Origin of the sequence: Brevundimonas vesicularis, assembly GCF_044807075.1 — a bacterium.
GTDB classification, from domain to species: Bacteria; Pseudomonadota; Alphaproteobacteria; order Caulobacterales; family Caulobacteraceae; genus Brevundimonas; species Brevundimonas vesicularis_G.
Genome location: NZ_CP085234.1, coordinates 1,027,434 through 1,041,787, shown reverse-complemented (window position 1 = coordinate 1,041,787; position 14,354 = coordinate 1,027,434). Strand labels below are relative to the sequence as shown.

Sequence of the window (14,354 nt, the reverse complement as noted above, 5' to 3'; positions counted from 1 at the left end):
ATTGACCGACCATGAGGCCTTCCAGGCCCTGCAAGCGCACATCGCCAAGCCTTCCGAGGAACCGTGGAGCGCCGCGAGCCCGGCCATCGACCGTCTGCGGCAGGCCTGGCGTCTGGGTGCCGATCGCTCGCAACTCGAACTCGCCGTGCTTCTTCGCCAGGTGCTCGTGCGCGAGGCCAGCCAACGACAAAGCGGCTCGGCGCGGCTGCTCATGCCGTCGGGTTCCCCCCTTGACGGTTTCGACCTCGGTCGGGTCGGCCTCGAAGCCTCGCCGCTCAGCGGCGGCCAGCTCCTGTCCGCGCGCGCCTGGCGTCCGGATTGGACTGCCGACGATACCGATGACGGGCTAGAGGCTTACGCCTCGTCGGAAGCCTGGAAGCGGACCGACTTCGGCTCAGTCGCCGAGGGGGATCCCTTCCTCGGTCAGGTCGGTCACTCCGCGTACCAGAGCGTCGGACAGCGGGCGGCGGTCAGAGCCGCCTTGACCACGCCACCTGGCGCCAGCCTGACCGTGAGCCTGGCGACCGGCGAAGGCAAAAGCCTCATCTTCCAACTCGCCGCCCGCCTTGGCTTCTCCGACGGCATTCGCGGTCTCGTCGTCGTCGTGACGCCCACGGTCGCGCTGGCCATCGACCACGAGAACGCAGCGATCGAGAAGGGCTTCTCCGGGCCGATTGCGTACCGCGGAGGCGACGACACGAGCAACGCCCAGTTGATTCAGTTGATCCGCGACGGTCGTCAGACACTGTGCGTCGCCTCTCCAGAGGCCATCTGCGGTCCTCTCAGGGCCTGTCTCGGCGAGGTCGCCGACCGAGGCGATCTGAGCGCCCTGGTGATCGACGAGGCGCACCTGGTCGATGCGTGGGGCACGGGGTTCCGCACGGAGTTCCAGTCGCTGTCGGGCGTCCGGCGGGACTGGATCGCGCGTGCACCGTCTCACCGAGCGATGCGTACGCTCCTCCTGTCCGCCACGCTGACGCCACCCTCGCTACAAACGCTTGAAGCTCTCTTCTCCGGCCCTGGCCCGTTCGAGGTTCTGAGCGCGCTGAGACTGCGCAGCGAACTGGACTATCGGGTCGTGCCACCAACGCCGGCGAGCCTTCGAGACGACCGGGTGGTCGAGGCGCTGAGGCATGCGCCACGCCCGGCGATCCTTTACGTCACCCGGGTCGCGGATGCCGAAGCCTGGCGAGTGCGGCTCAAGGCCGAAGGGTTCTCGAACATCGCCATGGTCCACGGCGGCACGGCCGCCACGGCGCGGGAACAGGTGCTCAAAAGGTGGCGCGCCGGAGACCTGGACCTCGTCGTCGGCACCTCCGCCTTCGGCGTCGGCATCGACTATCAGCACGTCAGAACAGTCCTGCACGCCTGCATTCCCGAAACGCTGGACCGATACTACCAAGAGGTCGGGCGCGCCGGCCGGGATGGACGCGCTGCCCTGGCGCTGATGTTGCCTGCCCTCGGAGACGAGAGCGTCGCCCAGAAGCTCAGCGACGTCATCGTCATCAGCGTGAAGCGGGGCCTGCAGCGCTGGACGTCCATGTTCGATCGCCGCCTTGGCCTCGACGCGCCTGACACCTATCTGTTGCCGCTCGACGTCGCACCGAGCCAGGAGGCCGACGACATCGACATGCAGGGTGAGCGCAACAGTGACTGGAATGCCCGCGTGCTGGCCTTGATGGCGCGGGCCGGCCTGGTCGAACTGCTCGGCCCGCCGGTCTGGGACGGCAATCGGGTCGGCCCGCACGAGCGCGTCAGGATCCTGGATTTCGAACACAGCCGGGAAGAGACTTGGCGTGACCGCGTGGAACCCGTCCGGCTTTCACTCCACAGGGCGGGTGCGGGCGACTTGCAGCGGATGAAGGATTTCGTACGCCAGCAGGACTGCCCGTCACCCGCCCTGCTGAATCTTTACGACTGCGGCCCCGAAGCACAAGCCTGCGCCCGCTGCGCCAAATGTCGTCCGCAACCAAATGCTCGGGCGCCGTCCCAGCCCCGCCTCGAGCCTCTCAATCCCTGGCCCACATCCTCCCTGCTGTCAGAGACGCTTTCGGGGCTTTTGGATCACAACCGCAGAGCCGTGGTCTGGTACGACCCGCTTGCCGCAGATCGCGGTTTCCGGAGACGTTTGCGAGGGTGCTTCGAAGCCCTTCACGACTGCGGCGTTCAGAGCTTCGGGCTGGTGGCGACAAGCGCGACCATTGACGACGCCGTGACGACCGTCGGAGTCGATCGCGTTCTCTTCGTCAGTCGGGTGGATCGGCACACGCGCCGGCGTCTACCTCGCGGCCCTGAAGTGCTGATCCTCGGCTCGGGTGAAACGCTGGATCGGACGATCCTGGAACCCCGCGCCCTCGGCCTCGAGCGGGTCATTTTCATGCCGCGCGACACGCTCGACCCGGACAGGCCGGGCGTCTACCTAAGCGCCACCTATGCGGGTAGGCAGTATGACTTTAACACCTTCTATTCAAGGCTGACCGTATGAGTGTGATCAGCCGCCTTGAAGCCATGCCCACTCGCGTCCGCCTTCTCGTGTCCGTGCTCGCGGAACGGCCATCTGGCGAGACTGAGGAGCGTCTGTTGGGACTGTGCTCTCCGCAGTCCCTCAGGCGCGAGGTGAAGGACCCCACTTCTGTCTTCAGAACCACGCTCTTGACCGCCAAGGATCTTGGCCTCGTCGTCGAAGCGGAAGGGAGGCTGCAGGCCAATCTCAAGACCGCCGGCAAGTCCTCCAACACTGAGGCCGCCGTCTTCAGTCAAATCGAAGCCGCGCTGTTATCGACAGACGATGGTCTGGAAGACGAAGAAGCCTTCGCAAAGGCCATGGCCTGGTTTCTGATGCAATCGCCCCGACACCCCTTGCCCTTCGCCACAAACTACAAGCCGAAACTCGAGCAGCAACTCCATTCGGACTCCGGCGCGCCCTTCGACCTGACCAGTGGCGATCGCTGGAACACGTTCACCTATTGGATCCGCTATCTCGGATACGGGCAGGTTCTGGCCAACCGGGCGGTCGTTCCGGATCCCACCGATGCTGTGCGCCGCCACCTGACCTCCGCGATGGGTGGGGCGCCGGACCTGCCGATTGGCGCCTTCCTGGCGAACCTCGCATCCGCGGTCGTCGTATTCGAGCAGGGGCGCGTACGTCGTGTCATCGAGTCTGAAGCCAAGCCGGGGTTCGAGCGCGAGCCCCAGCGACTTTCCAAGTCGACGAGTTTCGCGCTTCTGCGCCTCGAGCGTGAGGGACTGATCCGGCTGCGCAATCCGTCGGACGCCGAGGCCGTGACCCTTGACCTCGGAGCCGACCCGACGCGCCGCGTCAGCCATATTGGTCTTGTGGGAGGCCAGGCATGACGATGCCGCTTTGCTGGACCCCAAGAGAGGTCCTTCAGATCATCAATACCGAAGCCGAGGCGATCCCGTCTGTGGTTTTCCGGGCCGTCCACTCTGCCCGCGAACTGCGGGTGAGCGGCTTCATCGGCACGAACTTTCATGAACTGCAACCGAACCACTTCAGACCGATAAGCCAGGATGGATTGCTCGCGGAGTTTCTTCGCCCAGAGGCGCCCTATTCCCGCTTGGTGGTCTACGGCCGGTCAGGTTCGGGAAAGTCGCACCTGATCCACTGGCTGAAGCTCAACATCCCGACGACATCCGACCGCCTCGTCGTCGTCGTGCCCAAGGCTGGCACCAGCTTGCGCGCCATCCTGGAAATGTTGATCGGCGAGCTTCCCGTAGACCGACAGGAGTCGTTCCGGGACGCGCTGTCGCGTACGGGCGAAGCGGTCGCGACCCGGCAAGGACAGAAGGAACGGCTCCTCAACGAGATCGCATACGCCATCGGCGAACTCGAGCCGTCCGAGCACAGTCTCGACCGAGATCTGGAGGCCGAACTGATCAAGAACGTGCCTTACCTCTTCCAGGACGTCCATTTCCGGCAGAAGCATTTCTACGCCGACGGCAACCTCATCGCCGATCTGGTCGATCACGTCTTCGCCGCCCCGTCCGCCTACAGGCCGGCGGAGCAGCGGCGCATGTTCACCCTCGCCGACCTGCCGATCGATCCGATTGACTTCAAGGACGCCGCAGCCTTGGCGCAGACGGCGCTGCAGTATCTCTATTCGATCCCAGGCGCGCCCGAAATGGCCGTGGACATGCTCAACCGCTGCCTCGAGCTTGCGATCAGTCGAACATTGAGTTTCTCCGGCGACCGCCTCGTCGAACTGATGGTCACATTGCGACGACACCTCAAGGAGGACGGACGCGAACTCGTCCTGCTGATCGAGGATTTCGCGCGGGTCCAAGGCCTCGATCGGGCGCTGCTTCAGGCCATGATCGACCAGGGACAAGACAGCAGCCTCTGCAAGCTGAGATGGGCGATCGCCGTCACGACAGGCTTTTTCGAGCAGGTTGTCGACACCGTCTACACGCGCATCACCCATTTCGTGAACATGGACCGTTCGACGGCTCGCGCTGACGTCGATCTGCTGGACCAAGCGGGGCTCGCGGCGTTCGCAGGCCCCTACCTTAATGCGGTGAGGCTGGGACCGAACGGACTTCAGGCGTGGGAAGCGCAGGGCGTCGGCGCGCGACTTCCGAATGCCTGCGAGGAGTGTCCGTTAAAGACGGGGTGCCACCAGACGTTCGGACATACGCCCGCGGGACACGGGCTCTTCCCCTTCACGCCCAAAGCGCTTTGGAACATGGCGCAGCGGGCCGACGATCAACTCGTGGAGGCGTTCAATCCGCGAACGCTCCAAACCGGCGTTCTCACGCCGGTGCTTGACGACTACGGTCCGAGTCTGCCGGCAGGCGAGTTCCCGCCTCCGGCCCTGCTCGAACGCCTGGGCGGCTTCAGAGCCTTCGACGCGGCGGCCCGGAGCGAGCTCAGGCGTCGTGCTGGAGCGGAGGAAGGACGTGTCGGCGCCTTCCTCGAACTATGGGATGGCTCCGGTCGTCCGTTGAACCTGCCACAGGACCTGCGAGAGGCGTTCGGCATTCCCACCCTGGGCGATGTGGCGGACGCCCCAGGAGACGAGACCGACGACATCGCGGCGAAGCCGGTCCTTGCGCCGCCCGCGAGCGGCCGCAAGCTCACGAGAGAGGAGGTCGAACTGGAGGCCTGGGCCAGGGGCGAGTTTCTGGACAAGGCGCCCGACACGCTGCGCCCGATGATTTTCGAGGCCGTTGCCGACGCGATCGATTGGGATGACCTGGGATTGGAGAAGTCGCGGTTCTGCGGAAACGAGGCCGACCGAATGTTCCGTAGACGCTCGATCGTGTTCGACCGTCAAGGCACGACCGAACTTGCGCTGCCCCTCACCCTGCGTATCCCGCATGCTGGTGCAGATGCCTCAGAACTGGACCGCACGGTGGTGGGGCTTTCCGGCCTTGTCCGTGCGAAGCAACACGGCAGCTGGGACTTCGTTGGGGGTTCCGAGGCGCTCGCCGCTTACCTGGAAATTCTCTCGAGTTGGAAGGCTGACGTCGAAGGGCAACTAAGGGCGTTCACGGCCCCGCAACCGGGTTGGGATCTCGTGACAGCAGCCATCGAGCTGCTGGCCGTCCAGGCCGTATTGAGCGGCCGCGTGAAAGCCGAGGCGGATACGGTGTCTGACGTCAGCGCGATACTCGCCGAAAAGCCAGGCGACGCTTCGGCGATGACCCAGCCCCTCAGCCAACTGAACGACGGGATCAATCACCGTCATAGCGATCTCCGCGGTGTCGTCCGTGCGCTGAACTCCGGAAGCAAGGGCGGCGAGGTCGGCACGCTGATCAGTCCGACGCGCATCGCATCGACGCTCCGTCGTCTTAGAAGCGATGGCTGGCGCCTGAAGCAGACACCCCCGGCGCAAACGAAGGCGGATCAGTTCCCGAGGATCTCGGTTGCCTATCAGAAGGCCAAGGACGCCCTCGAGGCTGCCTGCGACGAGGAACGTGCTGCGCGGCTCCAGTGGCTCGACGAAATGGAGGCGGCGTTCGGAGTCGACGCAAAGCGGGCGGCCATCATCACGTCTCTCAGGCAAACCCGCGATGCGTTCGCCGACGAGGGGTTGGCCGGACGGACGACGGCGAAATTGGACGAAGCCTTGAACACGTTCCAGACCGTCCTTTACGACGATGCCGTCCAATCAGCCCGCTCCTTGCGGACGGTGGAGGACCCGGTCGCGAGCTTGCCGACATACGCCAGAGCACGGTCGGGAGCCCTCGTCGGCGGGCGTGATCTGATAACCGCTGCGACCGCGTTCCTGAACCAGGGGCAAGGCTACCTCGCGGAACAGGCCAACCGCATCAATGCCGAGGATGAGGGCGTCCTGCGCGACATCCAGACGATCGAAGGTGCGCTCGAGACCATTTCGGACGCCCTTCTGGAGTGGGAGGCGTCCGATGCTGCTTGACCAGGCACAGCAGTTGCGCACCGCGCTCGACCGGCATCGCGAACTCAAGAAGGCGAGCGGCAAGGCATCGGTCTTTCGCTCCCGCGCAGTCCAGTTCGGCCCGCTCGCGACCGATCTGACCAAGGCCGAAGACGTCCGTCGCGCCCTGCTGGCGGAGGGCGTGGAGGTCCGGGCCCCAAGCCCCCTGCCCCAGGCCCGACAACAGGCCCAAACCTTGCTGGCGAAGTTCCGCGACGACCGCGACAGTCTGTCCGACGCAGACCCCGCCATCCGTCACGCGTTCACCGGCGCGTTGAAGTCGGCCATCGCAGAGTCAGGAAAGACCTCTTCCGAGGCTTGGCGCGCGATGGTCGTCGCCAAGGCGGACATCGCGGCCCTCGACCAGGTTCTGAGCGCCCTCGAAAACCTTTCCGCCTACGCCGGAGCAGTCGCCCGCATTCGCCAACTCGATGCGATCTTGATCGGCATCCGTGACACGATCCCTGAGGCCGGCGCCGTCAAGGAAAGGCTCGACGCCCTCAACGCTGCCGTGAAGGCCCGATCCGAAGCGATCGGCGCCATTGAAGGCGGAGATGTCCCACCCACTGTGCTCGCCTTCTTGCGCAAGGTCGCACAAGGCGGCGCCGGCCTGGACGACTTCACCGTGGACGTCAGGGACTGGCTGGTTGCGAGAAACCTCCTTGCGGGATTCCGGATCGTTCCACAAAGGTCGGCGTCGTAGTGAGCTCTCTCGACCTTCTCGACGCGATCGAGCGCCTCGAAATGGAAGCCCTGCGGTGGGGTTTCGTCGACGGAAACCTGACAGAAGACGAGGCGACGGCCCTGGCCGCCGAGATCCTCGGTGGCGGCCCTGTCGGCGACGATGCGATCGAGGACCTCCTTGATCGACGCCTGATCCTGGAAGTGCGAGGCGTGGGTGACGAGATCGCGTATCGGTCCCGCTTCGCGGAGACGGTTCGCCTGCTCAGCCGCCTCCGGCAGCAGTTCGATGGGCGGGCCTGGACGACGGCGCCCCGTCTCGTGTCGGACTTTCGCGTCGACTATAGGCAGCGGCGCTATCCTCGACGCGACCGGACCGCGTCGGACGTCCTGACGCGGATCGACCCGGCGGCCTCTCTCCAGAGACGGGCGATCTGGAGCGCGTTCACGGGTCCGACCGACATGGATCTCGCTGATTTCCAGGAAGCGGCCACCGAGCGGTTGCTCAAGGCTCGCGGCGACGCGGGCGTCATCGTGACGGCCGGCACAGGCTCCGGGAAGACCCTGGCCTTCTACCTTCCGGCCATGACGCGCGTCGCAGAGGCGGTTCGCCCGGGAGAGTTCTGGGTCAAGGTCCTCGCCGTCTATCCTCGTACCGAGCTTCTGAAAGACCAGTTCTCGGAGGCGTTCCGCCTGCTGCGCAAGGCTGACGGGGCTCTGGCCCAAAGCCGTCCGGTCTCCATCGGCGCCTTCTTCGCCTCGACCCCTCGCCAGGCGACGATGAAGGACGTCGCCGATGCGAAATGGCGCAAGCTGGGCGATGCGTACGTCTGCCCCTGGCTGCCCTGCCCTGCCTGTGGCGACAGGTTGATCTGGCGCGGCGAGGACATCACGGAGAAGCGCGAGAGGTTGGTCTGCGCTTCGGTCTCCTGCCATGCGTCGATACCCGAAACCCAGATCGTCCTGACACGCAATCGGCTGATGGACGCCGCGCCCGACGTCCTGTTCACGACCACGGAGATGCTCAACCAGCGGCTCTCCGACCTGAAGGCTCGCCGCCTGTTCGGCGTGGGCCGCCCCTTCCAGCAGCGACCGTTCTTCGCCCTGCTGGATGAGGTTCACACCTATACCGGGGTGGCCGGCGCTCAGGCGGCCCTCACCCTGAGGCGCTGGAAGCATGCCTTGAACGCGCCGATCGTGTACGCGGGACTTTCCGCCACGCTTCGAGAGGCCCCGCGGTTCTTCGCCGATCTCGTAGGATTGCCGCCGGGAGCGGTCGACGAGATCACGCCCGGCGACTTGGTCCAGGAGGGCGGCGAGTATCAGATCCTTCTGCGAGGCGATCCGGCGTCCCAGACATCACTTCTGTCGACCTCCATCCAGAGCCTAATGCTGCTCGCCCGGATGCTGGACCCGCTCGAAGGCGGTCGCTCGGGCGGGGCCTTCGGCAGTCGCCTGTTCGCGTTCACCGACAACCTCGACGTCATCAATCGGCTCTTCGACAGTTTCCGCGATGCGGAAAGCCTCGACCCCTTCGGGCGCCCTCGCCCGGGCGACCTCCCCCTGGCGGCCCTGCGTGCACCGACCGCGGACTTCACGACACGCCGGCGCCGAGATCGGGACGGCCAGGTCTGGGCGGCGGCGGATGCGATCGGTCGGGGCGTTACCGCGCCGCTCGTCATCGGACGCACAACCTCAGCCGACAGCGGCGTACAGGCCGATGCGGACGTGATCATCGCCACCGCCGCCCTTGAGGTCGGCTACAATGACGACCGTGTCGGCGCCGTCCTTCAGCACAAGGCTCCGAAGGACGCAGCCTCCTTCCTGCAGAGGAAAGGACGTGCCGGACGCCGCCGCGGGATGCGGCCCCTCACGGTGACCGTGCTGAGCGATTACGGACGGGATCGCGTGGCTTTCGAAGCCTACGAGCATCTCTTCGATCCCGCCCTGCCGCCGCAACGCCTCCCCGTCGAAAACGACTACGTGCTTCGGATGCAGGCGACCTACGCCCTGTTCGACTGGATCGCGGATCGAAGCCGGGCGCCGTGGGGCTGGTCCTGGGACGTGCTGAGCCGCCCCTCAGGCTCGAAGACGACGCCTCTGCGCGAGGCCGCCAAGACCCTGCTGCTTAAGGTGGTCGAAGGCCACGCCGCGACCCTGGCCGATCTCGGCGCCTACCTCAAAGGCGCGCTGCAGATCGACGAGGCCGCTCTGCGGAGCCTGCTCTGGTCTCCTCCCCGGTCAATCCTTCTCGAGGCCGCGCCAACGCTTCTCCGACGGCTTCATCGAGATTGGGCGAAGGCTCACCCTGTCCCGCCGAGCCTTCTCGACATCCAGTCGGACTATCATCCGCTGCCCGATTTCGTCGCCCGGACCCTCTTCAGCGATCTGAACCTTCCGGAAGTGATCGTGGACATTCCCGCCGCGACCCGGCGAGACGCGGCCAAGCAGAGCAACATGCTCATCGCTCAGGCCCTGACGGAACTCGCCCCAGGACGGGTCACCCGTCGCTTCGCCACAGAACACGGCCACCTACACCATTGGTCCCCCCTGGATCCCGACCTGCCCGAGCAGGATGTGCCGATCGGCCAGTTCACTGGCGCTTCCGAGGAAGTCGGACTGTTCGGTCCGCCAGGCGCGAGCGTTCGGGTCTACCGGCCGTGGAGCATTCCGCTGCACCACGCGCCGCGACACGTGGCGGGTCCGACATCGAATGCAAGGCTTAACTGGGCGAGCGAGTTCATCCCGTTCGGCGAGCCGGTCGCGATCGATCTCGGATATCGCAATCCGTGGCGGGACCAGATCACCGGGGTGTCGGCCTACCTGCACAGGTTCCGAAGTCACGTCGCCGTGCGGCGCTATGCGCCTTCGGGCGAGGCGCTCCTCCGTCGCGTCGGCAGCGATCGCCGCATCCGCTACCGCTTCACGGACGACGAGGGAAATCCGGCGGCTGTGGGCTTTGAGATCGATGTGGACGCGCTCGCGCTTGACCTCAATTTCGGCCTGATCGAGACGCGTTGGCGCCATCTGCCCGAAAGCGTCCTGTCGGGATGCAGGCTGGCTTACTTCCGGCACCGTCTCCTTGCGGACGATCTGCTTCCGGATGATATCGACGCCTTTCAGAGGGACTGGCTGCAGCAGATCGTCATCGGAGCCGCCATCGCCCGCGCTGCTGCGACAGGGGAGAGCCTCGCCGGCGCTGCCGCCGCTCTGTTGGGCGGGCACGACGCGGCGCAGCATCTCTCGAGAACGGTCGATGCGATCTTCCAGACGCCTGGGGTCGCGGACGATCCAGCCAGCGCCGGAGATGACGAGGCCGCCATGGCGACAGCCGCGGATGGAGGGCATGCGAGCGCCCAGGCGCAGACCCTGACCGACGTCCTTCGCCGTCCGGAGGTTCTGGCTCGCCTGAGGGATCTGGCGCAGGAGTTCGATGCGCCTGACCCGACCCTGTTCGGCCGATGGATCCGCGACACCTTCGTCAGCACCATGGGGGAAGCTCTCCTTCAGGCCTGCGCCAGCCTGGCGCCGCGCCACGTCTCGACCGATGCGCTTGTCGTCGATGTCGAGATCGGGGACGCGGCGCGTCTCTGGGTGACCGAGACGACCCTTGGGGGCGCCGGCGTCCTGCAAGCGATCGTGGATCGGATCGTCCAGGAGCCGAGAGCTCTTTCACGGGCGCTCGAAGCGGCGCTGGCGCCGACCGACCTCGAACTCGCGGCGAGCGGCCTGGAGACCTTCGTCGGGCTTCTGCGGGACGATCCCGAAGTAGCTGCGGCGACGCAAGGTCTCAGGTCGGAGACGACCTATGCACCCCGTGAGGCGCAGCGGAGGATCCTCTACAGCCTTCTGGACGACAGGGGGCTGACCGTCGGTCATGCGCTGAGCGTGTCTCTGAACGCACGACTGCTCACGCCAGGAGCGCGGCCGGAACTCGACCCGCTGCTCGCCGACCTGTTGGTGCGCTGGATTGATCTAGAGCGCGCGACTGGCGTCGCGATCAGCGTTCGGGAGATCTCGTTCGTCTTCGCCCTGTCCGAAGACCTGCGCACTCGGGTCGCCGCGGCGACCGGAGTGGCGGGACAACTGCAACCCGCCGACGCAGCGCAGATCCTCAGCAATCTCCTGTGGCCCCGAGGCGTCCAGATCTCTCAGCAGGCCTTGCAGTCCTACAATCGGTTCACCCAGCGCCGCAGCACCGATCCCAGAATGGCCCGCGCCCTTCTCGACCGGACCGGACAACGGGTGCCCCTCGATCAACCGAACTGGCAGGCCACGGCCGCCCGCGTTCTCGCCGAGGACGGAGCCGTCGAGGTTTCCATGCCGATCGCCGGCGCTGACCAACTCCGCACGGCGCTGGTCGAACTTCTCATCACACCTGTCGACATCGGTTATCTGCAGTTCTTCCCGAAGCTCGAGCGCACGGAACGCCAGGGCGATACACTGATCGTCACCCTCGTCATTCAGGAGCAGGTATGACCTCGCGCGACCTGACTGGACCCGGCCAGACCCGTGCCATCCGAGACCTTTTGCAGTCGCTGTTCGCAGTCGAACTGATCAAGCCGAGCAAGCGGCTCTGGATCGGGTTCGGGTGGATCACGGACATCGAAATCCTGGACAACGAGGCTCGGCAGTTCGCGGCCCTTTGTCCGGATTGGCCCGTCTCGATGATCCGGTTGTCCACGATCCTGGCCACGCTCGCGGAACGCGGTTGCGAGATCGTTATCCTGATCAGAGATCATCCTCACAACGTCAGCTTCATCGAGAAAATGCAAAAGCTCGACCTCGGGAACTCGGTTCGGATCAAGGTGGCTCCGGACTTCCATGAGAAGGGCCTTTTGTCGACCGACTACGTCCTGTCGGGCTCGATGAACCTCACGTGGAACGGCATCACCGTGAACGACGAGCACATTCTGCTGAGGACCGATCCGGCTTCGGTCGCGGAGAGACGCCTGCAGCTCGAGGAAAAATGGAGCGACGTCGTTGCTGGCTGAAACGCTCGAAGCCTCGCAGGCCTCACTTGACGCATTTCGGGATGCGACCGGCCGTCCCAACCTGGCGCCGGATCATCTGGCCCTCGAATCCACGGCCCTGGACGACGCCTTCCCTGGCGCCCTGCTCGTCTGGGACCGAGGAGCTGATCGCGTGCCGGTCTTCTACGCCGTGGCCTCGAACCATCGGCAATGGCGCCAACTGCGCCCCCTATTGCTGGCCTTCGCGGGTCCGACGCTGACGGACTTTTCGGGAGCCCCGCGCCTGCTCAACCGGGCGCTGCCTCACGAAGCCCATCTCGCCGCCCACAACCCGGCGGCCGTGGCCCGTCTCGTGCCTCATCCGGGAACGGCGCCTTCCGCTCTTCGCGCCCTGGCCCGGCTTCGCGCCACCCTGGCAAGGGCTCCAGCCCACGGCGAAGCGGCCCCGGACTCCACGGGGCGGATGCTCGCTCTGGTTCGCGATCACCTGAACAATCTGGCGATCGATGCTGCGCTGGAAATCCTCGACCAGTGCCGTCGCGAACACCGTTTGGATGCGCTCAATCTTCGCTTCCTCGAGATCGAGATCCTCGCGACGGCGCGGGACTGGACGAAAATCGCATCGGCCCCTTACTTCGACAGCCTGCTGCTTACCCGACGCCCACCCGCCGTCACAGCAGCGCTGCTCGAGGCTCTTTACCGCACCGCATCCTCTGCCGGCGATCTGACCCTGGACGCCTATCGATCGGCCGTTCGGCACAGGGCCCAGGATCTCATCCGGCTGCCGGCGCCTGCGACACTCGACCAGGGCGGATGGCGGCTCTACGCGCTGGAGGCTCTCTCCGGCTCGCCCCGCGCAAAATCGCTGGCCGAGGCCGCTGTAGCTTCCGGCCACGATCTGGCAGACCTCATGAGCGCCGTCGTCGCTCTCGCCCGCGAAGCGCCGGACGAACCGATCCCGCCGGCCCTCCCGGCGCCGGTCGAAGCTGCGGAGGCGATCGAGATCGCCGACATCAACGGCGGACTGTCAGCGTTTGAGCAGGCAGCGGCGTTGGTCAACCAGCTGAGCGACAGCGAGCGCGCGCAGCTATTCCGCAACGATGCCGTCCGATTGGCCTTCGAGGATATCGAGGCGGAGTACGGCGACGTTCTTCCCCCCACCGGGTGGAGCGAATGGCTTGAACGGTTGGAAGATCCGAACTTCACAGCGGCCGGGGCCATCGCCAGGCAGGGCGCGCGAGAGTGGCGTGCGGGATTCGACGACCCTGTCTTCACCGCGCGACTGGCCGATGGGATCGAGGACCTGCCGCTGGACGGCTTGGCCTTCGAGCGCTTCGTGGACGGCTTGCCCTACCTCGTCGCCTGGCTCGTTCGCGACCCCGATTTCGCGCGGCCCGCAGCTCAAGCGATTTACGAACGCGCGCTCGAGCGCCTCGTGCTGGCCGGGCGGATCGCGCCGCTGATGGATTCAGCGGCCGTTCTTTTCCGCGCGTTGCTCTCTCTCGCGCCGTCGGCCGAAGCCTACAGACGCTTGCTGGCCGATTGCCTGTCGTTGGTGGGCGAAGGCGCCGGCGTTCGTGCTGCCTCTTGGCTGCTCGAGATCATCGACGAGACGATCGTCGCCGACGCCCCGGACCAGTCAGCGCGGGAGCAGTTCTGGCACGAGGCGATCGGCCGCCTCACGCCCGTCGCCTCGCAACTGACGGCCCTTCAGCGCGCAGGCCTGGGACATCTCGGCTCGGCCTTGGGCTGGGCGGAGAACACCTCGCCCGAGACGTTCGAAACCGCAACGTCCTCCCAGGCCGATCAGGAACTCGCGTCCCGCCTCTCGGGCAAGCTGATCGCGATCTACACCCTGACCGAGTCAGCCGCCGCACAGGCAGTCCAGCGACTGCACCTGCACGCCCCGGGCGCGGATGTGCGGGTCAGCAGCGAGCACGTCGGGACGAAGGCGCTGAAGTCGCTTGCCGAGAACGCAGACCTTTTCGTCGTCGTCGCGGCGTCGGCGACGCACGCGGCGACGGATTTCATACGAGCGAATCTCGGCGGGGGAGACTTGGTCTTTGCCGCAGGTCGAGGCGCCTTGAGCATCCTCCGGGCCATCGACGAATGGTCCGCGACACAGCCCGTCGCTTCGGCATGACAGGCGACGACCGGCCAGCGCCTGGCCCTCCCCAGAGGTCTCTGGCGCCGGGCGTTGAGGAACATGCTTGAAAACACGCACCGCCGCCTTTGCCCTCTCGGCTTGGACATGCGCAACAGCCATCCGGGCGCCGACAGTCTA

The 14,354-nt window shown here is 65.9% G+C and carries 7 protein-coding genes; all 7 read left to right on the top strand.

The features are described 5' to 3' along the window. Position 1 precedes the first annotated feature (1 nt). The 7 genes from dpdF to dpdD are packed head-to-tail and all read left to right on the top strand — an operon-like array spanning position 2 to position 14,213. The gene (dpdF, locus tag LG306_RS05095) at positions 2–2,485 is read left to right on the top strand and encodes a protein DpdF (protein WP_354040090.1); all 2,484 of its coding nucleotides are present in this window, start codon (positions 2–4) and stop codon (positions 2,483–2,485) included. Then, on the top strand, positions 2,482–3,354 hold the full coding sequence (dpdG, locus tag LG306_RS05090) for a protein DpdG (RefSeq protein ID WP_404418727.1): 873 nt from the start codon (positions 2,482–2,484) through the stop codon (positions 3,352–3,354). The genes dpdF and dpdG overlap by 4 nt, the downstream gene beginning before the upstream one ends. Beyond that, entirely contained in the window at positions 3,351–6,398 is a 3,048-nt protein-coding gene (dpdH, locus tag LG306_RS05085) for a protein DpdH (RefSeq protein WP_354040092.1), read from the top strand. Before dpdG ends, dpdH begins: the two co-directional genes overlap by 4 nt. After that, positions 6,388–7,119 (top strand): hypothetical protein, encoded by a 732-nt coding sequence (locus LG306_RS05080; protein ID WP_354040094.1) that lies wholly within the window; start codon positions 6,388–6,390, stop codon positions 7,117–7,119. The genes dpdH and LG306_RS05080 overlap by 11 nt, the downstream gene beginning before the upstream one ends. After that, positions 7,119–11,576 (top strand): protein DpdJ, encoded by a 4,458-nt coding sequence (gene dpdJ, locus LG306_RS05075; RefSeq protein WP_354040096.1) that lies wholly within the window; start codon positions 7,119–7,121, stop codon positions 11,574–11,576. The genes LG306_RS05080 and dpdJ overlap by 1 nt, the downstream gene beginning before the upstream one ends. Further along, on the top strand, positions 11,573–12,091 hold the full coding sequence (gene dpdK / locus LG306_RS05070) for a phospholipase D-like domain-containing protein DpdK (protein WP_354040098.1): 519 nt from the start codon (positions 11,573–11,575) through the stop codon (positions 12,089–12,091). Before dpdJ ends, dpdK begins: the two co-directional genes overlap by 4 nt. Next, on the top strand, positions 12,081–14,213 hold the full coding sequence (dpdD, locus tag LG306_RS05065; RefSeq protein WP_354040101.1) for a protein DpdD: 2,133 nt from the start codon (positions 12,081–12,083) through the stop codon (positions 14,211–14,213). Before dpdK ends, dpdD begins: the two co-directional genes overlap by 11 nt. Positions 14,214–14,354 lie beyond the last annotated feature (141 nt).